Source organism: Kosakonia sp. WA-90 (assembly GCF_039871955.1).
GTDB classification, from domain to species: Bacteria; Pseudomonadota; Gammaproteobacteria; order Enterobacterales; family Enterobacteriaceae; genus Kosakonia; species Kosakonia oryzendophytica.
Map to the genome: position 1 here is coordinate 134,299 of NZ_JBDPLJ010000005.1, position 21,015 is coordinate 155,313.

General features: G+C 52.8%; 22 protein-coding genes and 1 tRNA gene. 11 read left to right on the top strand and 12 right to left on the bottom strand.

The window, feature by feature from the left end; genetic code table 11:
• Positions 1-224: 224 nt before the first annotated feature.
• Positions 225-827 (top strand): LuxR C-terminal-related transcriptional regulator, encoded by a 603-nt coding sequence (locus tag ABGA49_RS11020; protein WP_088237258.1) that lies wholly within the window; start codon positions 225-227, stop codon positions 825-827.
• A 29-nt stretch (positions 828-856) separates the two neighbouring features.
• Here ABGA49_RS11020 and ecnB read toward each other — a convergent pair whose 3' ends face one another.
• From ecnB to efp, 3 genes are all read right to left on the bottom strand, one after another.
• On the bottom strand, positions 857-1,003 hold the full coding sequence (gene ecnB, locus ABGA49_RS11025; protein ID WP_061498526.1) for a lipoprotein toxin entericidin B: 147 nt from the start codon (positions 1,001-1,003) through the stop codon (positions 857-859).
• Positions 1,004-1,102: 99 nt separating this feature from the next.
• Positions 1,103-1,234 carry an entericidin A/B family lipoprotein gene (locus ABGA49_RS11030; protein ID WP_061498529.1) on the bottom strand — a complete coding sequence of 44 codons (132 nt, stop codon included), beginning with the start codon at positions 1,232-1,234 and terminating at the stop codon, positions 1,103-1,105.
• Between the two features lie 58 nt (positions 1,235-1,292).
• Positions 1,293-1,859: an elongation factor P gene (efp, locus tag ABGA49_RS11035; protein WP_061498532.1), complete on the bottom strand. Its 567-nt coding sequence runs from the start codon at positions 1,857-1,859 to the stop codon at positions 1,293-1,295.
• A gap of 41 nt (positions 1,860-1,900) precedes the next feature.
• Between efp and epmB the strand changes: the two genes are divergently transcribed.
• Complete coding sequence (gene epmB / locus ABGA49_RS11040; RefSeq protein WP_061498535.1) at positions 1,901-2,929, top strand: EF-P beta-lysylation protein EpmB; 1,029 nt, start codon at positions 1,901-1,903, stop codon at positions 2,927-2,929.
• A 77-nt stretch (positions 2,930-3,006) separates the two neighbouring features.
• Here the strand turns inward: epmB and ABGA49_RS11045 are convergent, their stop codons facing one another.
• From ABGA49_RS11045 to ABGA49_RS11060, 4 genes are all read right to left on the bottom strand, one after another.
• Positions 3,007-4,641 carry a methyl-accepting chemotaxis protein gene (locus tag ABGA49_RS11045; RefSeq protein ID WP_061498538.1) on the bottom strand — a complete coding sequence of 545 codons (1,635 nt, stop codon included), beginning with the start codon at positions 4,639-4,641 and terminating at the stop codon, positions 3,007-3,009.
• A gap of 295 nt (positions 4,642-4,936) precedes the next feature.
• Positions 4,937-5,290, bottom strand: a complete 354-nt coding sequence (locus tag ABGA49_RS11050) for a DUF4156 domain-containing protein (protein ID WP_061498540.1) — start codon at positions 5,288-5,290, stop codon at positions 4,937-4,939.
• Positions 5,291-5,837: 547 nt separating this feature from the next.
• Positions 5,838-7,484, bottom strand: a complete 1,647-nt coding sequence (gene groL, locus ABGA49_RS11055) for a chaperonin GroEL (RefSeq protein ID WP_061498543.1) — start codon at positions 7,482-7,484, stop codon at positions 5,838-5,840.
• 39 nt (positions 7,485-7,523) lie between these two features.
• Positions 7,524-7,817 carry a co-chaperone GroES gene (locus ABGA49_RS11060; RefSeq protein ID WP_007372708.1) on the bottom strand — a complete coding sequence of 98 codons (294 nt, stop codon included), beginning with the start codon at positions 7,815-7,817 and terminating at the stop codon, positions 7,524-7,526.
• 255 nt (positions 7,818-8,072) lie between these two features.
• Here ABGA49_RS11060 and yjeH point away from each other — a divergent pair, with 255 nt between their 5' ends.
• Positions 8,073-9,329 carry an L-methionine/branched-chain amino acid transporter gene (yjeH, locus tag ABGA49_RS11065; protein ID WP_061498545.1) on the top strand — a complete coding sequence of 419 codons (1,257 nt, stop codon included), beginning with the start codon at positions 8,073-8,075 and terminating at the stop codon, positions 9,327-9,329.
• A gap of 29 nt (positions 9,330-9,358) precedes the next feature.
• Here yjeH and ABGA49_RS11070 read toward each other — a convergent pair whose 3' ends face one another.
• Complete coding sequence (locus ABGA49_RS11070) at positions 9,359-9,829, bottom strand: FxsA family protein (RefSeq protein ID WP_061498548.1); 471 nt, start codon at positions 9,827-9,829, stop codon at positions 9,359-9,361.
• Between the two features lie 339 nt (positions 9,830-10,168).
• On the opposite strand from ABGA49_RS11070, the gene aspA reads away from it, so the two are divergent.
• From aspA to ABGA49_RS11095, 5 genes are all read left to right on the top strand, one after another.
• Positions 10,169-11,605 (top strand): aspartate ammonia-lyase, encoded by a 1,437-nt coding sequence (gene aspA, locus ABGA49_RS11075; protein ID WP_061498553.1) that lies wholly within the window; start codon positions 10,169-10,171, stop codon positions 11,603-11,605.
• A 117-nt stretch (positions 11,606-11,722) separates the two neighbouring features.
• Positions 11,723-13,024: an anaerobic C4-dicarboxylate transporter gene (locus ABGA49_RS11080; protein WP_061498556.1), complete on the top strand. Its 1,302-nt coding sequence runs from the start codon at positions 11,723-11,725 to the stop codon at positions 13,022-13,024.
• 109 nt (positions 13,025-13,133) lie between these two features.
• Complete coding sequence (gene cutA, locus ABGA49_RS11085) at positions 13,134-13,481, top strand: divalent cation tolerance protein CutA (RefSeq protein ID WP_061498559.1); 348 nt, start codon at positions 13,134-13,136, stop codon at positions 13,479-13,481.
• Entirely contained in the window at positions 13,457-15,301 is a 1,845-nt protein-coding gene (dsbD, locus tag ABGA49_RS11090; RefSeq protein WP_347665555.1) for a protein-disulfide reductase DsbD, read from the top strand. Before cutA ends, dsbD begins: the two co-directional genes overlap by 25 nt.
• A gap of 48 nt (positions 15,302-15,349) precedes the next feature.
• Positions 15,350-15,925 (top strand): transcriptional regulator, encoded by a 576-nt coding sequence (locus tag ABGA49_RS11095; protein ID WP_061498566.1) that lies wholly within the window; start codon positions 15,350-15,352, stop codon positions 15,923-15,925.
• Here ABGA49_RS11095 and ABGA49_RS11100 read toward each other — a convergent pair.
• Both ABGA49_RS11100 and ABGA49_RS11105 read right to left on the bottom strand, forming a co-directional pair.
• On the bottom strand, positions 15,922-16,527 hold the full coding sequence (locus tag ABGA49_RS11100; protein WP_347665556.1) for a LysE family translocator: 606 nt from the start codon (positions 16,525-16,527) through the stop codon (positions 15,922-15,924). The two genes, ABGA49_RS11095 and ABGA49_RS11100, sit on opposite strands and share 4 nt — an antisense overlap.
• Positions 16,528-16,564: 37 nt before the next feature.
• Complete coding sequence (locus ABGA49_RS11105; RefSeq protein WP_347665557.1) at positions 16,565-17,410, bottom strand: AraC family transcriptional regulator; 846 nt, start codon at positions 17,408-17,410, stop codon at positions 16,565-16,567.
• Positions 17,411-17,595: 185 nt separating this feature from the next.
• Between ABGA49_RS11105 and ABGA49_RS11110 the strand changes: the two genes are divergently transcribed.
• A tRNA-Phe gene (locus tag ABGA49_RS11110) sits at positions 17,596-17,671 on the top strand.
• Between the two features lie 237 nt (positions 17,672-17,908).
• Here ABGA49_RS11110 and ABGA49_RS11115 read toward each other — a convergent pair.
• On the bottom strand, positions 17,909-18,310 hold the full coding sequence (locus ABGA49_RS11115) for a hypothetical protein (RefSeq protein WP_061498580.1): 402 nt from the start codon (positions 18,308-18,310) through the stop codon (positions 17,909-17,911).
• 206 nt (positions 18,311-18,516) lie between these two features.
• Positions 18,517-19,149, bottom strand: coding sequence for a helix-turn-helix domain-containing protein (locus tag ABGA49_RS11120; protein WP_134318981.1), 633 nt, complete (start codon positions 19,147-19,149; stop codon positions 18,517-18,519).
• Between the two features lie 179 nt (positions 19,150-19,328).
• Between ABGA49_RS11120 and ABGA49_RS11125 the strand changes: the two genes are divergently transcribed.
• Together ABGA49_RS11125 and ABGA49_RS11130 are read left to right on the top strand one after the other, a co-directional pair.
• The gene (locus ABGA49_RS11125) at positions 19,329-19,940 is read left to right on the top strand and encodes a DUF2238 domain-containing protein (RefSeq protein WP_263098370.1); all 612 of its coding nucleotides are present in this window, start codon (positions 19,329-19,331) and stop codon (positions 19,938-19,940) included.
• An 80-nt stretch (positions 19,941-20,020) separates the two neighbouring features.
• The gene (locus ABGA49_RS11130; protein ID WP_061498588.1) at positions 20,021-20,974 is read left to right on the top strand and encodes a nickel/cobalt transporter; all 954 of its coding nucleotides are present in this window, start codon (positions 20,021-20,023) and stop codon (positions 20,972-20,974) included.
• Positions 20,975-21,015: the final 41 nt, after the last annotated feature.

Here is a 21,015-nt window from a genome sequence, read left to right on the forward strand (position 1 = left end):
ACTGGCGGGTCGTCCCGTCAGGCGATTGAAGAGGGTCAGATTCTGACTATTCCAGATTATTATTTCAACATTTTTGTGCTTACTTAATTTTAGGAGGTAAAAGCAAGAAATAGCCACTGTTCTCAGCGGAATTCAGGCATTTATTCAGCAGATATACACCCTATGATGAATCGCTTTCCTGAATACAGGAAGTTGTGCGCCACCTCCTGACTGCGAAGAAAAATATGTTCAAGATTCTCGTGATTGACCGTTGTTACTTCACCCGTTCAGGGATGGAATCCTGGCTCAATCAAAATGATTTGTTCACCGCATCATTCCTCGTGACCGCACTGCACAATTTGATGCTGGCGAGAGAACATATTGTGCAATGGCAGCCAGATTTAGTGATCGCTGACCTTCATGGTTTTAAGAACGAAATTCATCATAGTCAACAACTTGCCTCGCTTTTTTCTGCCTGCGGCGACGCTAATCAGGTGATGCTGCTGGAATCCGGCGAAGATGCGCAACTCTCAGAAATCTATGCGCAATTTATGGTTAAAACAAAATTGCTGAAAACAGAACCGCTGGATAAGTTAGCACAAGTCATTGATACACTTGTACTCGCTCGCCCGGTGCGCGCAGTGCCGCATGTTGCCACGCCCTTACTGACAAAGCAGGAAGAGAAAGTGTTAACGCTGTGGATGGAAGGCAGAAGTAATCAGACCATTGCCGCCAAGCTGAGTATCAACGGCAAAACCGTATACACCTATAAGCGCAATATCAGAATGAAACTGGGCATGGGGAATCGATTTACACCGTTCCTGTCGCTGCCAGAAAATTCAAATTAACGGTACGACGGACGTCGTACCGATAGAGGTTACTGCTGTGCTTTGGTTGCCGCGCCAGAGATCGCGCTACCACCCTCAGAAATATCCTGACCGACACCTCGCGTGGTGTTACAAGCCGTCAGAGCGGAGGAAAGGAGCAGTACAGAAAAGATCGCAGCAATCGTCTTCTTAACCATAATATCTTCCTTTTGTGACCAATATTGTTAGCCACTTAAGCATAGACAAGATTCCGGAACGTGACCGGAACAGAGGCATTTTTAAGAAGATGTGAAGTTTTAGTTGGCCGCGCGGGAGATAACATGACCGAGACTCTGGATATCTTCACCGACGCCGCGCGCGGTATTGCAGCCAGACAGAAGAGCACAACCAAGAAGTATCAGTGAGAGAAATTTCGCAAAACGTTTCATCATCCCGGCCCTGAGAAATTCAGCGGCGTAGCACGACGCTACGCCGAAGTCGTGAGGATTATTTCACGCGAGATACGTATTCGCCAGAGCGGGTATCCACTTTAATCACTTCACCGATCTGCACGAACAGCGGAACTTTAACCACTGCGCCAGTGCTCAGGGTAGCCGGTTTACCGCCAGTGCCTGCAGTATCACCTTTCAGACCCGGATCGGTTTCAATGATTTCCAGTTCAACAAAGTTCGGCGGAGTCACGGAGATCGGCTGACCGTTCCACAGGGTCACGATGCATTCTGCCTGATCCAGCAACCATTTTTCGCTGTCGCCGATGGCTTTTTTGTCAGCAGAGAGTTGCTCGAAAGTTTCATTGTTCATGAAGTGCCAGAACTCACCGTCGTTGTACAGGTAAGTCAGGTTCATATCGACAACGTCCGCACCTTCAGCTGAGTCGGTAGACTTGAAGGTTTTCTCTACACGGGTACCGGTCAGCAAACGACGCAGTTTAACGCGTGCGAAAGCCTGGCCTTTCCCCGGTTTCACGAATTCGCTGGCTTCAACCGCGTACGGTTCGCCGTCCAACATGATTTTAAGACCGGCACGAAAATCGTTGCTATAGTAAGTCGCCATAAGGCCCTCTGAAATTGTTAACTGGTAGCTTAGCCAAAAAAATGGCACACATTGTAACCCTAAAAACCCCTTCCAGAGAAGATTGGTTATTGCAACTTGCCGATGTAATAACCGATCCCGATGAACTGTTACGTATTTTAAATGTAGACCCGGATGCGCAACTGCTGGCCGGACGCGAAGCAAAACGCCTTTTTCCCCTGCGCGTACCACGCGCTTTTGTGGCAAGAATGGAGAAAGGCAACCCGAACGATCCTCTGTTGCGTCAGGTACTTACCTCTGCAGAAGAGTTTATTGCAGCGCCAGGGTTCAGCGCCGATCCACTGGAAGAACAACACAGTGTGGTCCCGGGATTACTGCACAAATACCGTAACCGCGCCCTGTTGTTGGTAAAAGGCGGTTGCGCCGTAAATTGCCGTTACTGCTTCCGCCGTCACTTCCCCTACGCCGATAACCAGGGCAACAAACGCAACTGGCAAGGCGCGCTGGACTATATCGCCACGCATACAGAACTGGATGAGATTATTTTCTCTGGCGGCGATCCGCTGATGGCGAAAGATCATGAACTGGACTGGTTGATTGAGCAGTTGGAAGCGATCCCCCATATCAAGCGCTTGCGCATCCATAGCCGCTTACCAATCGTGATCCCGGCGCGTATCACCGACACGCTGGTTGCCCGTTTCGCGCACTCTTCATTGCAGGTCCTGCTGGTTAATCATATTAACCACGCCAGAGAAATAGATGATGATTTCCGTGCGGCGATGTCCAGGCTGCGTCAGGCTGGCGTAACGCTACTGAACCAAAGTGTGTTGCTGCGAGGGGTGAATGATAATGCGCAAACGCTAGCAGACCTGAGTAATGCGCTGTTCGACGCGGGGGTCATGCCTTATTACCTGCACGTGCTGGATAAAGTCCAGGGCGCGGCGCATTTTATGGTGAGCGATGAGGAAGCGCGAAATATCATGCGCGACTTGCTGAAGCAGATTTCAGGCTATCTGGTACCGAAACTGGCCCGTGAAATTGGCGGTGAACCAAGTAAGACCCCGTTAGACCTGCTCTTACGTCAGAGCTAAAAAACACGGCTATGCCACGAGACAGAGCATAGCCGTGAAAATCTGCGAGTCTGACAGGAGCAAACTCACGCTACCGCTTAGAATTTTTCCCAGCCATCATCTTCACTGACGACGGTTGGGTTCATCTGAGTATGCTTAACGGCTGGCGCAGGTTTATGTACAACGTTTTGCCCCGGCAGACGGAAAACGTCAACCAGTTGCTGTAGCTTCGTCGCCTGGTCTTCAAGACTGGCTGCGGCAGCAGAAGATTCCTGAACTAAAGATGCGTTCTGTTGGGTTGTGGTATCCAGCTCTGACATTGCCTGAGCGATTTGCGTAATCCCACGGTCCTGCTCATCTGACGCTGCGGCAATTTCCTGCATCAGATCTTTTACTTGCATAACAGAATGCACAATCCCGCTCATGGCTTCGCCAGCCAGATCAACCTGCCGGGCTCCGTCTTCAACGTAGTTAACAGACTCATTGATCAAAGTTTCGATCTCTTTTGCCGCTTGTGCACTACGCTGAGCCAGTGAGCGGACTTCTCCCGCGACAACAGCAAACCCTCTCCCCTGATCCCCGGCTCTTGCAGCCTCTACCGCGGCGTTAAGCGCCAGGATATTGGTCTGGAAAGCAATGCCGTTGATCACCGACGTTATTTCGGAAATTTTATTCGAACTTCCGATAATGTCTTTCATACGATTAACCGTTGCGCTTACCACCTCGCCCCCCTGCGTTGCTGCCTGAGATGCAGCGATAGAAAGTTGGCTGGCCTGATGCGCATTGCTCGCATTTTGTTTCACCGTGGAGTTGAGCTCCTCCATGCTGGCGGCGGTTTCAACAACCGCTGCCGATTGCTGTTCCGTGCGAGCGGAAAGCTCGTTGTTGCCTAATGCAATCTCATTGGCTGCGATATTGACGGAAGAGGAAGCAGAACGCACCATCTTCAGAGATTCCGCCATGCGCCCTATCAGCTGATTAAACGCATTGGCGGCCTGGCCAATTTCGTCCATACGCCCGACAGGAATGGTATAACTGAGATCCAATTTTTCACTAATACTCACCATGCCATCTTTCATTTCATTCAGGCGGCGTCGAATATTCAGCACCGTTATTAAACCAAACAGGCCCAATAATATTGTCGCAGCCAACGTTGCAGAAATAGATAACACCATCGAACGAGAAATTAAGCTATCACTCTTGTTTTGCGCCTCATCGACTAACCAAGTGTTATAAGCGACCTGATCGGAAAAGTCCTTAATCAGGATGGTAATATTATCCGCTACAATACCACCACTACGCATGGCATTCGACGCCGCCAAGCGATCATTCGCTTCGGATAATTTAAAATAACTGTCCATAACCACACGGAATTTATCCAGATCGGCAAGTGTTTTTTTAGACTGATCAAGATCTTTCTGATCCACAGTAAGCTTCTGCGTATAATGCTGATGCATACTGTATAGTTCGTCGAAAATTTTCAACGCATTCTGTTTTATTTCCGCCATTTCTGTTGCATCATCCGTCAAGGCATGCAAAAAGAGCTGAGCGCGGACACTCGTCACTTTCAGCATCTCAGCATTTATCTCATCGAGACTGGGTAATGTATTTTCCTGGAAGATCTTTTGTGAGCTTCCTATTTCTGATAACGACATCATAGCAATAAGGTTCGTACCAATCAGACTGGCAATTAGTAACGAAAACGCAAGCAACAATCGCTTTGTAATATTCATGACAAGCTCCCAACGCCATCATAATTAAAATAACACGCCGCAAAATTCATCTTGCAATGAATCCTGTCGGGACTATCGGCACGCAGCGATAATGCTTTACGCTTTAATCTATAAAAAAGCATAAAGAGGATAATATAACGACGCAGGTCAATGTTTCGTGATAATTTATATTCAGGGAATTTATCAATGACTTGAAAATATAATAGAAATGAATTTTTAAATCATAAATAAAATAACAAAGAAACGACTAAGATGATTAACTCCCGTCATCGCTGACGGGAGCAAATAAATAAGATCAATTCGGGCATTTATAAACCTGGCCGCTCATTTCACTGGCGGTCGGAACAAAACTGGACAGAAAGCCTTGAGTTGGACTGTTTACGCTATAAAGTACGTTGCCACCCATGGCTGCAGCCTGATTGCGTAGTGCATTTGCCGCACCGCGCATAGACCCCCCTTCTTCACCGTGTTGCCCGGAAAGCCAGTTACTCTGTTTGCCAGTTGCGGTGCCAAGATACTGGCACTGTGCCCCAGGTTTCTCTTCAACAAAGCGAACGCTCTGCCCGGCAGCGCTCAAATCGTTGCTACTGCTGCATCCGGCCAACAGTATCGCGGCACCAACGATCCCTGCTAAATATTTTACGTACATGTTATTCCCCATAATCAATGAGCTGGACGCATGTCGCCCGTGTGTAAACCTTATACTAAAAAGATGACCAAAAGAAAAACGCCGTCATCGCAGGCCGCACAAATCAGGAAAAATAATGCGGGAACCCCCACCGCAAGCGACGGAGTTATATGAGGATTAACCTCCGTCGTCATTGAATGTCGAACCAGGAACGATTTTGTTCACAGGCTGTATTGCAGCATCGCCATTCTGATCGACATTGATATAAAACAATGCCAGAACAGGTCCGACGGTGCACCGAATGTGCTCTCCACAGTGCACGTTTAGGCTCTGCCATCCGCTAGCTCGACATTGACTTTTGCCCTGACCATTAATGACCCCACTCCGGACGGTGGTTATTGACCGAATAGCTCTGCATCCTGAGACAGCTCAGCGTCTCCGTGATTAATGCAGCCCATAGCAGATGGCATTTCTGTGGAAATGAAAGATAAAAAAAGAGCGGGGATAAGCCCGCTCTTTTTTGTTGAACTCACGACAGGGTAAACCCTGCGCATGTGCCCGGCAGCAATTACATCATGCCGCCCATACCGCCCATGCCGCCCATACCACCAGCAGCACCTAAATCCGGTGCATCGCTTTTCGGCAGGTCAGTCACCATGCACTCGGTGGTGATCATCAGACCGGCTACAGATGCCGCGTACTGCAGAGCAGAACGGGTCACTTTAGTCGGATCCAGGATACCCATGTCGATCATGTTGCCGTACTCTTCGGTCGCTGCGTTGTAACCGTAGTTACCGTCACCGCCTTTCACAGTGTTAGCCACAACAGACGGCTCTTCACCGCAGTTCAGCACGATCTGACGCAGCGGAGCTTCCATTGCGCGCAGCGCAACTTTGATACCCACGTTCTGGTCTTCGTTCTGGCCTTTCAGGTCAGCGATTTTGCTTGCTACGCGGATCAGCGCAACGCCACCACCAGCAACCACGCCTTCTTCTACCGCAGCACGGGTCGCGTGCAGGGCATCTTCAACGCGGGCTTTTTTCTCTTTCATTTCAACTTCGGTCGCTGCACCGACTTTGATAACCGCAACGCCGCCTGCCAGTTTCGCTACGCGCTCCTGCAGTTTTTCACGGTCGTAATCAGAGGTTGCTTCTTCGATCTGCTGACGGATCTGAGTGACGCGGCCCTGGATTGCAGTTTCTTCACCCACGCCATCGATAATAGTGGTGGTGTCTTTGTTGATCACAACACGTTTAGCCTGACCCAGGTCTTCCAGGGTTGCTTTTTCCAGTTCCATACCGATTTCTTCAGAAATTACGGTACCACCGGTCAGGGTTGCGATGTCCTGCAGCATAGCTTTACGACGATCGCCGAAGCCAGGCGCTTTAACCGCAGCCACTTTCACGATACCACGCATGGTGTTAACCACCAGGGTAGCCAGCGCTTCGCCTTCAACATCTTCAGCGATGATAACCAGCGGTTTGCCTGCTTTCGCAACGGCTTCCAGAACCGGCAGCATTTCACGGATGTTGGAAACTTTTTTATCAGCCAGCAGGATGAACGGGCTTTCCAGTTCTACAGCGCCAGTTTCCGGCTTGTTGATGAAGTAAGGAGACAGGTAACCGCGGTCAAACTGCATACCTTCAACCACGTCCAGTTCGTCCTGCAGACCGGTGCCGTCTTCAACGGTGATCACGCCTTCTTTACCCACTTTGTCCATTGCTTCCGCGATCAGTTTACCGACGGTTTCATCGGAGTTCGCGGAGATGGTGCCAACCTGAGCAATGGCTTTGGAGTCAGAGCACGGTACGGACAGCGCTTTCAGTTCTTCAACCGCGGCAGCGACAGCTTTGTCGATACCACGTTTCAGATCCATCGGGTTCATACCCGCAGCAACAGCCTTCAGGCCTTCAGTGATGATGGACTGCGCCAGTACGGTCGCAGTGGTGGTGCCGTCGCCTGCAGCGTCGTTCGCTTTGGAGGCCACTTCTTTCACCATCTGTGCGCCCATGTTTTCGAACTTGTCTTCCAGTTCGATTTCACGTGCTACAGAAACGCCATCTTTAGTGATGGTCGGTGCACCGAAAGATTTATCCAGAACCACGTTACGGCCTTTCGGGCCGAGGGTAACTTTCACTGCATCTGCCAGAACGTTTACGCCGCGCAGCATTTTTACACGGGCGTCGTTACCGAATTTTACGTCTTTAGCTGCCATTTTCTCTTTCCTTAAATTCGTTCAGTTTCGCGAGTGAAATTACGCTTCAACAATTGCCAGAATGTCACTTTCGGACATGATCAGCACTTCTTCGTTGTCGATTTTCTCGGCTTTAACACCGTAGCCATCGTTGAAAATCACGATATCGCCCACTTTAACGTCCAGCGGTTGCACAGTACCGTTTTCCAGGATGCGACCCTTACCGACAGCGATGATTTCGCCACGCGTTGATTTGCCTGCTGCAGAACCGGTCAGAACGATGCCGCCAGCGGATTTTGATTCAACTTCTTTACGTTTGACGATCACACGATCATGTAACGGACGAATACTCATTGATAGCTCTCCTTTGAGAAAGTCTTTATCAGTTATGGATGACGCCGGTCCGCACAGGGTTCTCCGGCTGGTGACCTGAGAGATGGGGGTCGATTTTTCCCCCTTCAAGGGGGAAGAGCAAAAAAAATTTACGAAAGTGCATCAATGCGCATAAGTGCGGAAAATAGCAGCACCGCTGGTCCAGCCATAAGAAAAACCGATTGTGATAACATCCCTTTTCTTGAAGTCAGTCAGACAGAGGGTGATGCAGGGGCAATGGGCGGATTAAAACAAGAACTGGGGCTGGCCCAGGGTATCGGGTTGCTTTCCACCTCCTTACTTGGCACTGGCGTTTTTGCCGTACCGGCGTTAGCCGCCGTGGCTGCGGGTAACAGTAGTTTGTGGGCATGGCCGTTGCTAATAGCGCTGGTATTTCCGGTGGCGATTGTTTTTGCCGTGCTGGGTCGCCACTTTCCCAGCGCAGGCGGGGTCGCACACTTTGTCGGCATGGCGTTTGGCCCACGTCTGGAGCGGGTAACGGGTTGGCTGTTCCTCTCAGTGATCCCGGTCGGGTTACCGGCCGCGTTGCATATTGCCGTCGGTTTCTGGCAGGGCATGTTTGGCTGGCAAGGATCGCAGTTGCTGATGACAGAGTTAGGCACGCTGGCGCTGATTTGGTTTTTAGGCACGCGCGGCGCTGGCTCCAGCGCCAATCTGCAATCGATCATTGCGTTACTGATTGTTGCGCTGATTGTCGCTATCTGGTGGCGCGGCGGTATTCACTTCGCTGATATTCCCTTCCCGCCGCTACCGCAGGTATCGCTGTCGGAGATGTCCTCATCGCTGGCGGTCATGTTCTGGTGCTTTGTTGGGCTGGAGGCTTTCGCCCATCTGGCCTCAGAGTTCAAAAACCCGGAGCGCGATTTTCCCCGTGCATTAATGATAGGTCTGCTATTGGCAGGTTCAGTGTACTGGGGCTGTACCGTGGTAGTGCTGCACTTTGACCTCTGGCGCGATCAGGGCGCGGCGGCGTCATTACCGGTAATTGTGGTCGAACTGTTCGGCAAGCAAGCGTTGTGGATCGCCTGCACCATTGGTTATCTGGCCTGCTTTGCCAGCCTGAATATTTACATTCAGAGCTTCGCCCGCCTGGTGTGGTCACAGGCAATGTACAAACCGGATAGCGCGCTGGCGCGACTCTCCGGGCGGCAGATACCGCAACATGCGTTAAGCGCAGTGATTCTCTGCTGTATCGTCTGCACCCTCGCGATTTATGCATTCAGCATTAATCTCGATACGCTGATCATCTACGCGAACGGGATTTTTATCACTATCTATTTGCTGTGTATGCTCGCGGGCTGCCGGTTGCTGAAGGGGCGCTACAAAGCGCTGGCGATCGTGGGTAGCGTGCTGTGTCTGCTGTTGCTGGTGGTTCCCGGCTGGAAAAGTCTCTATGCGATATTCATGCTTGCCGCGCTATGGTTCTTTTTACCCAAACGTCGGATCTCAGCCTCCCCCTCCGTTCACTCATAAAACAAGCCCGGCGTCGCCGGGCATCCTGTTTAGCGGTCGTCTTTGTTATCCAGGCGATCGCGCTGATCGTCTTTGCGCTGGTATTCCCCTTCGAAGGTCTCTCCTCCGCCACTCCCCGCCCCAAAACCTCCACCAGGCATACGGGAAAAACGCAAATGCGGCATCAGTTTCAGCGTCAGGTGTTTTTGCACCGGTGGCAACAGAAGCAACAGGCCGAGAAAATCGGTAAAGAACCCCGGCAGTACCAGCAACAGACCCGCGATAATCAGCGACACGCTTTTGATCATCTCAGCCGCCGGGCTTTCACCTGCCGCCATTTTCTCCTGCATCAGCATAAAGTTCTTGAAGCCCTGATTACGCACCAGCGACATGCCGATCACTGAGGTAAAGATCACCAGAATCAGCGTCATCAGAACGCCAAAGACATGCGCGACCTGAATAAAAATCGAAATCTCAATATAAACGTATAAAAAAAAGGCAATAAACGGTATCCAGCGCACTGGCTTCTCCTGTCGACGGACAGACGCCCTGTGGCGGCTGTCTGAATGAGTTTGCGAATCGCATGGTTACTGAGATGGTGACGAATACGAAAAATTCAATTTCCCGCTGGATGAAAATGTCCTCTTTGTCACGAAGCGGTGACTCATTTCACATATTAATAATTATGATGCAACGGCGAATATAATAAGTGATCAAGATTACGGCATTTCGCTATCATCAGCATATCATTCCGGGTATCGGGCCGATTATGGGGATAATCGTCGGTCGGAAAAGACACATAACCACATTAATACTGTGTGTTTGGTGTATTCATTCGTAGCTTGAAAAAGAAGGTTCACATGTTAAACAACATTCGTATCGAAGAAGATTTGTTAGGTACCAGGGAAGTGCCGGCGGATGCCTACTACGGCGTGCATACTCTGAGAGCGATTGAAAACTTTTACATTAGCAACAGCAAAATCAGCGACATACCTGAGTTTGTGCGTGGCATGGTAATGGTGAAAAAAGCGGCAGCGCTGGCGAACAAAGAGCTGCAAACCATCCCTAAAAGTATCGCGAACACTATCGTTGCCGCATGTGATGAGATCCTGAACAACGGCAAATGCATGGATCAGTTTCCGGTAGACGTCTATCAGGGCGGTGCAGGAACCTCCGTGAACATGAACACCAACGAGGTACTGGCCAACATTGGCCTGGAGCTGATGGGCCACCAGAAAGGCGAATACCAGTTCCTGAACCCGAATGATCACGTGAACAAATGCCAGTCCACCAACGACGCCTACCCGACCGGCTTCCGTATTGCGGTCTATGCCTCTATCGTCAAACTGGTCGATGCCATTAAACAACTGGGCGAAGGCTTCGAGAGTAAAGCCGTTGAGTTCCAGGACATCCTGAAAATGGGTCGCACACAGTTGCAGGACGCCGTTCCGATGACACTCGGTCAGGAGTTCCATGCCTTCAACGTGCTGCTGAATGAAGAAACCAAAAACCTGCTGCGGACATCCGAACTGCTGCTGGAAGTGAACCTCGGTGCGACCGCCATCGGTACCCGCCTCAACACGCCGGATGGCTACCAGCAACTGGCGGTGCAGAAACTGGCGGAAGTCAGTAACCTGCCGGTTGTACCTGCGGAAGACCTGATTGAAGCAACGTCTGACTGCGGCGCCTATGTGATGGTACACAGCTCGCTGAAACGTCTGGCCGTCAAGCTCTCCAAAATCTGTAATGACCTGCGTCTGCTCTCTTCCGGCCCACGCGCCGGGCTGAATGAGATCAACCTGCCGGAGTTGCAGGCGGGCTCTTCCATCATGCCAGCCAAAGTGAACCCGGTAGTGCCGGAAGTGGTGAACCAGGTGTGCTTTAAAGTTATCGGCAACGATATCACCGTCACCATGGCCTCTGAAGCGGGTCAGTTACAGCTCAACGTGATGGAACCGGTGATCGGCCAGGCGATGTTTGAGTCGATTCATATCCTGACCAATGCCTGCTACAACCTGCTGGAAAAATGCATTAACGGCATTACTGCCAACAAAGAAGTGTGCGAAGGCTATGTGTACAACTCCATCGGCATCGTCACCTATCTCAACCCGTTTATCGGCCATCACAACGGCGATATCGTCGGCAAGATTTGCGCCGAAACGGGCAAGAGCGTACGGGAAGTGGTGCTGGAGCGCGGCTTGCTGACTGAAGCCGAACTGGACGACATCTTCTCGGCGCAGAACCTGATGCACCCGGCCTACAAAGCGAAACGTTATACCGATGAAAGCGAACAGTAACCCCTACGGCTAAACAGACAAAAGGCACGCCCGGATGGCGTGCCTTTTTTGTTGTGCGGTTACCAATCCATAACAATTACTTATCAACAGGTTAACTGACAATAAGGAAACAGTCTTATGATACTCGTCGAACTTATCATTGTTCTTCTGGCTATCTTTCTGGGGGCCAGATTAGGGGGCATAGGCATAGGTTATGCTGGTGGTCTTGGTGTACTGGTGCTTGCTGCTATTGGTATAAAACCGGGGAATATTCCTTTTGATGTTATCTCTATTATCATGGCGGTTATCGCCGCGATTTCCGCCATGCAGGTGGCAGGGGGTCTGGATTACCTGGTTAACCAGACGGAAAAATTACTGCGCCGGAACCCGAAATACATCACTATTCTTGCGCCGATCGTCACCTATTTCCTGACGATCTTCGCCGGAACAGGTAATATCTCGCTGGCAACGCTGCCGGTTATTGCTGAAGTGGCGAAAGAGCAAGGCATCAAGCCCTGCCGCCCCTTATCAACCGCGGTCGTATCGGCGCAGATAGCTATCACAGCCTCGCCCATCTCGGCAGCAGTGGTGTATATGTCCTCGCTGATGGAAGGAAAGGGAATCAGCTATCTGCATATGTTGGGGGTGGTTATCCCTTCCACCTTGCTGGCAGTGCTGCTGATGTCTTTTTTAGTTTCCATCTTGTTTAACTCGAAGCTCTCAGATGATCCGGTCTATCAGGCGCGACTCGCCGAAGGGCTGATTATGCTGCGTGGCGGCAAAACCATTAACATCCTGCCGGGTGCCAAAACCTCCGTCTGGCTGTTCTTGCTGGGCGTCGTGGGCGTCGTCGTTTACGCTATTCTTAACAGCCCGAGCATGGGGCTGGTAGAAAAACCGTTGATGAACACCACCAGCGCTATCCTGATTATTATGCTGAGTGTGGCGACGTTAATTACCCTGATGTGCAAAGTTGAAACTGGCACCATCCTCAACTCCAGCACCTTCAAGGCAGGGATGAGCGCCTGTATCTGTATTCTCGGCGTTGCATGGCTTGGCGATACCTTTGTTTCGGCCAACATTGACTGGATCAAAGAGACCGCAGGTACTGTTATCCAGGCACATCCGTGGCTGCTGGCGGTAATCTTCTTCTTCGCTTCTGCGCTGCTTTACTCTCAGGCCGCCACGGCGAAAGCACTGATGCCAATGGCGCTGGCGCTGAACGTTACCCCGCTCACCGCGCTCGCCTCTTTTGCGGCAGTTTCAGGTCTGTTTATTCTGCCAACCTATCCGACACTGGTTGCGGCGGTACAGATGGATGACACCGGAACAACCCGCATCGGACGTTTTGTCTTTAACCATCCGTTCTTTATCCCTGGCACGATGGGTGTCGTGTTCTCCGTCTGCTTTGGTTTCCTCTTCGGCAGCATCATGCTGTAATGTACCGGCGGCAGGGCAAAGGCACCTGCCGCCTCTTCATTCCTCGTTCGTTGGTAAATTACCCCTGCCACTGTATAGTGACCTTTCGATACATCACGCGGAGGTTTCTATGCACGATGACAACAACCTGACGCCATCCCTTCCTGATGCCCTTGTGGTACTCTGCACCGCCCCGGATGAAGCCACCGCTCAGGATCTGGCGGCAAAAACGCTGGCGGATAAACTCGCTGCCTGTGTCACCATTTTACCTGGCGCCACGTCACTGTATTACTGGGAAGGCAAGCTGGAGCAAGAGTACGAAGTTCAGCTATTGCTGAAAACCGACGCCGCCCATCTCGAAGATCTCTTCGCCTGTATAAAATCGCACCACCCGTATCAGACCCCGGAATTACTGGCCTTACCCGTTACCCACGGAGATTACGACTACCTCTCATGGCTCAACGCATCCTTACGCTGATCCTGCTGCTGTGCAGCACATCCACCTTTGCCGGATTGTTTGACGCGCCCGGCCGCTCTGACTTTGTGCCTGCCGATCAGGCCTTTGTTTTTGATTTTCAGCAACATCAGCATGATTTAACCCTTAACTGGCAGGTGAAAAAAGGCTACTACCTTTATCGCCAGCAGATCCGCGTTACCCCTGCACAGGCGAGTATCGGCCCCCTTTCGCTACCGGAAGGAGAGAGGCACGAAGATGAGTTTTACGGCAAAACAGACATTTACCGCCAGCAACTGAGCGTACCGCTTAAGGTGACTCAGGCGGCGAAAGGCGCAACGCTGACCGTCACCTATCAGGGCTGCGCCGATGCCGGGTTCTGCTACCCGCCGGAAACCAAAATCGTGCCGCTGATGGATGTGGTGGCAACCACCCGCGACACCTCCACTTCTGTTCCCCCTGCTACCTCCGGAACGGTTGTTCCCCCTGACGCCTCCGGAGTGTCGGTTCCCCCTGACGCCTCCGGAGTGTCGGTTCCCCCTGACGCCTCCGGAGCGTCGGTTCCCCCGGCCGTCTCCGGAGCGTCGGTTCCCCCTCTCCCCTCGGGGGAGAGGGCCGGGGTGAGGGGAAATACACTCCCCTTCTCCGCACTCTGGGCACTGCTGATCGGCATTGGCATTGCATTTACGCCCTGCGTATTGCCAATGTATCCACTGATTTCCGGCATCGTGCTCGGTGGCAAGCAACGTCTCGCCACACCACGGGCATTACTGTTGGCATTCATCTACGTCCAGGGGATGGCGCTCACTTACACCGCGTTGGGATTGGTGGTTGCCGCCGCCGGGTTGTCGTTCCAGGCCGCGTTACAGCATCCGTACGTGCTGATCGGCCTCTCCGTGCTGTTTAGCCTGCTGGCGCTCTCCATGTTTGGCCTGTTTACGCTGCAGCTTCCCGCCTCCCTGCAAACCCGTCTGGCGCTGTGGAGTAACCATCAGAAAGGCGGATCGATGGGCGGCGTGTTCGTCATGGGGGCGATTGCCGGGCTGATTTGCTCTCCCTGCACCACCGCGCCGCTGAGTGCCATCCTGCTGTACATTGCCCAGAGCGGCAACCTGTGGCTCGGCGGTGGTACGCTCTATCTCTATGCGCTGGGTATGGGGCTGCCGCTGATACTGGTCACCGTGTTCGGTAACCGGCTGCTGCCGAAAAGCGGGCCGTGGATGGAGCAGGTCAAAATCGCCTTCGGCTTTGTGATCCTCGCTCTGCCCGTGTTCCTGCTGGAGCGCGTGCTTGGCGATATCTGGGGACTACGCTTGTGGGCGCTATTAGGCATCGCTTTTTTCACCTGGGCGTTTATCACCAGCCTCAGCGCAACACGCTCAATTGTGCGCGTACTGCAAATTGCGCTGCTCGGCGCGGCGCTGGTATGTGCCCGACCGCTACAAGATTGGGTTTTCGGCGTACCAGCCGCACAGGCGCATGCAGCGCTGGCGTTTAAGACAGTGAAAACCGTGGATGAACTGAACCAGGCGCTGGCGCAAGCCAATGGCCGCCCTGTGATGCTGGATCTCTACGCCGAATGGTGCGTGGCCTGCAAAGAGTTTGAGAAGTACACCTTTAGCGATCCGCAGGTACAGGCAGCGCTAAAAAATACGCTCTTATTGCAGGCGGATGTCACCGCGAATAACGCCCAGGATACGGCCCTGCTGCGGCACCTGAACGTGCTCGGCCTGCCGACGATCCTGTTTTTTGATACCCAAGGGCAAGAACAGCCTGCGGCCAGAGTAACCGGATTTATGGACGCTGCTGCCTTTACCTCACATTTGCGCAATCAAGCCCCGTAAACAACACTTGGTGGGGGGAATACGCTTCACATAACGGAGGACATCACCGTGCAACGCGAAGACGTTTTGAGCCAAACTTTACAGTTGCTTGAATTAAAAGGGATTGCAGACACCACGCTGGAGATGGTCGCCGAACGCATCGATTACCCCATTGATGAGTTCCGCCGTTTCTGGCCGGATAAAGAAGCACTGCTGTATGACGCCCTGCGCTATCTGAGCCAGAAGGTGGATATCTGGCGCAGGCAGCTCTTGTTGGATGAAGAACTGAGCAGTGAACAGAAGCTCCTTGCACGCTACGGTGCGCTGACCGAATGCGTCAGTAATAACCGCTATCCCGGCTGTCTGTTTATCGCCGCTTGCAGCTTCTTTCCCGATCCTGGTCATCCCATCCATCAACTGGCGGATCAGCAAAAACGCGATGCCCACGACTTTACGCACGAATTGCTGACCCGGCTGGAAGTGGACGATCCGGCTATGGTGGCGAAGCAGATGGAACTGGTGCTGGAAGGCTGCCTGAGCCGGATGCTGGTGAACCGCAGCCAGGCCGATGTCGATACCGCTCAGCGGCTGGCAGAAGATATTTTGCGCTTTGCCCGCTGTCGCCAGGGCGGCGCGCTGACTTAAACACCAAACAGTCCCGCCCAGGCGGAAGCCAGCAAACAGAGCGCCATCCCGCGCTGAAACCAGATAAGGGATGTCGCCGTGCGAAACAGCCGGTTAGCCGCTTTGCCCAACAACGTCCATGCACTCAGGCAAATCAGTGAGATCAGTAAAAACCACAGTGACAGAAATGACACCTCGCGCAGCGGTTGACCGCTGTGCGGGGCAAACAGACTCACTACTGCCAGCGCCATCATCCAGGTTTTGGGGTTGATCAACTGCAACATTGCCGCCGCCCGACCGCTGAAGGGGCGCTGCGCGTCGCCCTGTAAATCTGTGGCGGGAGCAGAAAAGAGTTGCCAACTCATCCAGCTTAGCCACAGCGCGCCCGCCCAGCTCATCACCTCACGCACCAGCGGATAATCCCGCAGGATCTCCCCGGCACCCGCACCCGAGATAAAAACGATCAGACTCGCCGCCACACACGCGCCCACCACGGCGGGCAGCGTCGCTTTAACGCCAAAGCGTTGGCTACTGGCGAGGATCAGGATATTTGTCGGTCCTGGCGTAATCGAGGCGACAAAGGCGAAGAGTAAAAACGGTAAAGAGTTATGCAACAGGTTCACAATCAGGCTCCTTAGTCATGAGCCTCAGACTGTGGCGTTATTTTTCCGTATCGTCTGGAAGATTTGTGCACAACCTGCGGTAATGCGCGGGCGACAGGCGATAAGCCCGCTGAAACCAGCGCCCGAGATGACTCTGGTCGGCAAAGCCTAATGCGGCAGCAACGCTGGCCGGTTGTGCGCCCTGCGCCAGTTGCGCGCGTGCCGTGGCAAGGCGAAGCTGAATAAGCCAGGCATGAGGGCTTAAGTGGAATTCGCGCTTAAAGCAGCGCGTCAGCGTAAAGCGATCGGTGCCGGTTTCCCGCGCCAGGTCCGACAATCCAATATTGTCACCAATATGCGCATGAAGATAATCCCTGGCACGGTGAGCAATCGCCGCGCTTTGCACCTGCGAAGGCAGTCGTTTATGCCACTGGCAATGGTGAGTCAGCTGGCTAAGCAGTGTATCCATAGCACTTTGTTGGACAATACGCATCTCTTCGCGGTGCAGCGCGTAAAAGGTCTGCGCAATCGCACCGATCAACTGCGGTTCGCGGGCGATAGTATGAGAAAAATGGAGTGAATAGCTGGACGGCACCGACTCATACAGGCCGCGTAATGTATCGCTCAGCCAGTGTTTATCAAGATAAAAGGTCAGGTAGGTAAAACCGCCGGCGACGGGCGCATCGCCATCGTGGATCTCTCCCGGTTCCAGTAAAAAAGCGTCGCCAGGCGTGCTGCGATGGCGCTCGCGACGGCAGTGAAACTGCTGGGTGCCCGCCAGCGTGATCCCCACCAGGTAGCTATCGTGCCAGTGCGGATCATATGCGTGCCCTTCAAAGTGGGCGCGAATTGTTTCAATGCCGGTATCTGCATGCTGCCGCAGTTCCAGCCAGTCATTAGCCATAAAGCCTCCGGAACGCCTTCAGTTTTTTTAGCATTCCTCGCCGGTCAATAAAAGTCTGGAAGATTTGTGCAATTCTCGTTTTACGCCGCAGAATCGCACAGATTGCCGCAAAGTTGAGCAACCGGTTAGCATTTAAAGAAATAAGGTTGACGCCTTAAGACGATTAAGGTTTAATGCGCCCCGTTGCCCGGATAGCTCAGTCGGTAGAGCAGGGGATTGAAAATCCCCGTGTCCTTGGTTCGATTCCGAGTCCGGGCACCACTTATTCAGAGAACCCAGCTTATGGCTGGGTTTTTGCTTTTCTGCTTCCGGACTCTCCATCGAACTTCGTTCGATTATTCGCCGCAAGCGGCTCACCCCTTCGGGGCCAGCGCGACAAACGCGCTGTTCAATGCCTGCGGCGTTAGTCCGAGTCCGGGCACCACTTATTTAGCGAACCCAGCCCTTGGCTGGGTTTTTGCTTTTCTGCTTCCGGACTCTTCATCGAACTCCGTTCGATTATTCGATAAAAGTCAGTTTTGTCGACTCTCCTGTCTGCGTAATGAACGCCCCTTTATCGCTGTCACCCTTGACCCACATTTTCCCCATCACAGGATCTTCTGTTTCGTGGTAACCAAGTGACTCAAGATAACGCTGGATACCAGCCGTATCTGCCTGACCGTCGTACTCAATCTGACTCGACTCGGGTGCAGGACCATCAGCAGCCCGGAAATGTAACATAACGATTTTACTGAAATGAGGGGCATTTTTGATTTCATCTGGCGTCAACAACCGGTATTCCAGCCAGTCGGAAGGGGTGTAATCCACACTGTCTGCCATATACACAGAAGAAAATTTAAAAAAAACCACAGCCAACAACAGAATGAGGGAAATCACGCCGTACTTTATCACTCTGCTCATCGAAACCTATCCTGGGGCTGCCGCCCGACATTCATAAGCACACCATTGTTTGAGATGACCTGGACCGTATCCCCTGAAAAGTCATTATAGGGTTGAACGCATTTCATGAAGCCCGGAAGCTCCCCATAAGGGCATAACGAACGAAACATACCGCACTATTTCACGCCTTCGGCAGAACAAAGAGAGTGCCGCCACGCAAAACTCACTTACCCTTCCTCTCTCCGGTAAACCGGAACGTTGCGGGTGGTGCCGGTCAGGTTATCGGACACCTCTGTTTCGGCTGTGGCGATTCGCACACCGGCTTTTCTGAGCCGCTGAATATCGGCGGCAATACGCTGGCTGCCAAACCAGAACAACGCATCGAGTGCGGTGACCTGCAAACCCTGCTCCAGCGCCATCTTCAGGCGTTCTCGCGGGGCACGCACCTCTTTGGCGATTTGCTGGTAAGGCGTCGCCGACGTTCCGGTCGGATCAACACGCCGGATGCGGGTCGACAGACGGTACTGAAAAGCGTCTGGTATATCGCTCAGATCATTTTTCAGGCTATAGACGCAGCCAAAGCGCTTGCCATTGAAAATGACGTTTTTCTGGTTGAGTTGTAGTTCATCCCGCACGCTGGCGATCAGCTGCGGCGCGCGGATCAGCAATAACCGGAAAGGGAGCTCAAAGCTGGTCACGTAGTCCACATTCAGCAATGCAATGCGTAACCGTTCTTCCGCTCCAGCGCGGACTTGCAGACACTCTTGCGCCACATCCGCCCACTGCTGCGTCAAGCGTGGTGTTTCAGCGGCTTCCACAAAACTGTACTTTTCGATTTGATAATCAATGATCCCGCTCACCCTGAATGCCCTTCTGCTTGCTCATCCGTATCGGTTGTTCACTTTACCAACACGCGAATATAACCGGAAGATTGCTGCAAAAGAGAAAGTGGAAAACGGAGTAACGTCATTTTGCCCGCAGGATTGTTTTTTAACACTATCGGACTGATAGTTATCTTTTTTCCGAAATGGCTATACGTATGATTAAGAGCGTTAACCGCACCACGCTGAACGTGGCTGCACTTCTTCTGGCACTGATTCTGGTCTATACCGGTCTGATGGCGAAAGACCGTATCACCTGGCTGATGGAAGTGGTGCCCGTAATGATCGTCGTCCCCCTGCTGCTCGCCACCTGGCGTCGCTACCCGTTAACCGCATTGCTATATGGGCTGATTTTTTTCCATGCCATCATTCTGATGGTCGGCGGGATGTACACCTACGCCAAAGTACCGATTGGTTTTGATGTGCAACACCTGTTTGGCCTGAGCCGTAACCCGTATGACAAACTCGGCCACTTCTTCCAGGGGCTGGTTCCGGCGCTGGCGGCGCGGGAGATTCTGCTACGCGGGCGCTATGTGCGCGGCGGAAAAATGCTCGACTTTATTGTCTGCTGCATTGCATTGGCGATCAGCGCCACCTATGAGCTGGTTGAGTGGTGGGCTGCACTGTCGATGGGTCAGGGAGCGGATGAGTTTCTCGGCACCCAGGGCGATCCCTGGGATACGCAATCCGATATGTTCTGCGCCCTGCTGGGTTCGTTGACCACGGTATTGGTGCTGGGACGCTGGCATAAACGACTGCTTCCTTCCTGACGCACCCTGCGGCGAAGGCTGGAGCCGATGTCCTTCGCCGCCTATACTTCAGGCATCACTCTTTCATTGCCCGTAAGCTTATGACCACGCAACCTCTTACCCGCGACTGGCGCTTGCCTGCGGCTTTTGCCGCCCTGGCTGTCGCGCTGTTTGCGCTCTTCACGATCCATGCTCACTGGGGCGCGTTTCTGCAATGGTGCCTGGCCACGCAAATCACCCTGCACCGTTATCTGGTGATGTACCTGCTACAACTGAATAACCATCAGTACGGCGGCGGGCTATGGCTACTGACCGGGGCTTTTTTCTATGGCGTACTGCATGCCATCGGGCCTGGTCACGGTAAATTTATCGTTACCACTTATCTGAGCACCAACAAAGAGAGCGAGATGGCCGCCCGTGTGGTACCGGTGCTGGGCAGTCTGATGCAGGGGGTCAGCGCCATCCTGTTCGTCTTTATTTTGGCGGTGGGGTTTAATCTCGCCGCCGGCGATCTGAGCGAAAGCCGCTGGTATGTGGAAAAGGTCAGCGCCGTGATGATTGGCGGATTTGGCGCTTATGTCGCCTGGCGTGCAATCAACGATCTGCGCCCGCGCGCACTGAACATTCACAGCCTGGCCCCGCTGCATCAGCATAGCGATCGGTGCGGTTGCGGCCATCACGGTGTCGGTGCGGCAACACAAGGCGACTGGAAAACACGTCTGGGTGTGATCCTCGCCATTGGCGCGCGCCCGTGCAGCGGTGCGATCATGATTTTGCTGTTCTCAAACGCTCTGGGTATCGTGACATGGGGCATCGCTGCGGTAATGACCATGGCGGTAGGCACTGCGCTGTCCATCATGGGGTTATCGCTGGCGGTGCGCTATGCGCGCAACAGCACAGCGACCTTTTTTGGTGGCAACGCAGGTCAATTAAGCAAGGTGGTTCCGCTATTGAAAATGGCAGGGGGCGTGGCGTTAATACTGTTTGCGGTGGTGCTGTTCTTAACCGTCATCCCGGTAAGTGCGAACGGGGATTATATTGCCGCCGGCTGCTGATAACGATACGGATGGCGTTGCCGCCATCCGCTCATCATCGG

Excerpts from the sequence above, each read along its gene's own strand:
- ABGA49_RS11125 (WP_263098370.1), top strand. The coding sequence starts at position 19,329 with ATGATTAAGAGCGTTAACCGCACCACGCTGAACGTGGCTGCACTTCTT.
- aspA (WP_061498553.1), top strand. The coding sequence starts at position 10,169 with ATGTTAAACAACATTCGTATCGAAGAAGATTTGTTAGGTACCAGGGAA.
- epmB (WP_061498535.1), top strand. The coding sequence starts at position 1,901 with ATGGCACACATTGTAACCCTAAAAACCCCTTCCAGAGAAGATTGGTTA.
- ABGA49_RS11045 (WP_061498538.1), bottom strand. The coding sequence starts at position 4,641 with ATGAATATTACAAAGCGATTGTTGCTTGCGTTTTCGTTACTAATTGCC.
- dsbD (WP_347665555.1), top strand. The coding sequence starts at position 13,457 with ATGGCTCAACGCATCCTTACGCTGATCCTGCTGCTGTGCAGCACATCC.
- ABGA49_RS11020 (WP_088237258.1), top strand. The coding sequence starts at position 225 with ATGTTCAAGATTCTCGTGATTGACCGTTGTTACTTCACCCGTTCAGGG.
- ecnB (WP_061498526.1), bottom strand. The coding sequence starts at position 1,003 with ATGGTTAAGAAGACGATTGCTGCGATCTTTTCTGTACTGCTCCTTTCC.
- ABGA49_RS11130 (WP_061498588.1), top strand. The coding sequence starts at position 20,021 with ATGACCACGCAACCTCTTACCCGCGACTGGCGCTTGCCTGCGGCTTTT.
- ABGA49_RS11060 (WP_007372708.1), bottom strand. The coding sequence starts at position 7,817 with ATGAGTATTCGTCCGTTACATGATCGTGTGATCGTCAAACGTAAAGAA.
- yjeH (WP_061498545.1), top strand. The coding sequence starts at position 8,073 with ATGGGCGGATTAAAACAAGAACTGGGGCTGGCCCAGGGTATCGGGTTG.
- cutA (WP_061498559.1), top strand. The coding sequence starts at position 13,134 with ATGCACGATGACAACAACCTGACGCCATCCCTTCCTGATGCCCTTGTG.
- efp (WP_061498532.1), bottom strand. The coding sequence starts at position 1,859 with ATGGCGACTTACTATAGCAACGATTTTCGTGCCGGTCTTAAAATCATG.
- ABGA49_RS11115 (WP_061498580.1), bottom strand. The coding sequence starts at position 18,310 with ATGAGCAGAGTGATAAAGTACGGCGTGATTTCCCTCATTCTGTTGTTG.
- ABGA49_RS11030 (WP_061498529.1), bottom strand. The coding sequence starts at position 1,234 with ATGAAACGTTTTGCGAAATTTCTCTCACTGATACTTCTTGGTTGTGCT.
- groL (WP_061498543.1), bottom strand. The coding sequence starts at position 7,484 with ATGGCAGCTAAAGACGTAAAATTCGGTAACGACGCCCGTGTAAAAATG.
- ABGA49_RS11105 (WP_347665557.1), bottom strand. The coding sequence starts at position 17,410 with ATGGCTAATGACTGGCTGGAACTGCGGCAGCATGCAGATACCGGCATT.
- ABGA49_RS11050 (WP_061498540.1), bottom strand. The coding sequence starts at position 5,290 with ATGTACGTAAAATATTTAGCAGGGATCGTTGGTGCCGCGATACTGTTG.
- ABGA49_RS11080 (WP_061498556.1), top strand. The coding sequence starts at position 11,723 with ATGATACTCGTCGAACTTATCATTGTTCTTCTGGCTATCTTTCTGGGG.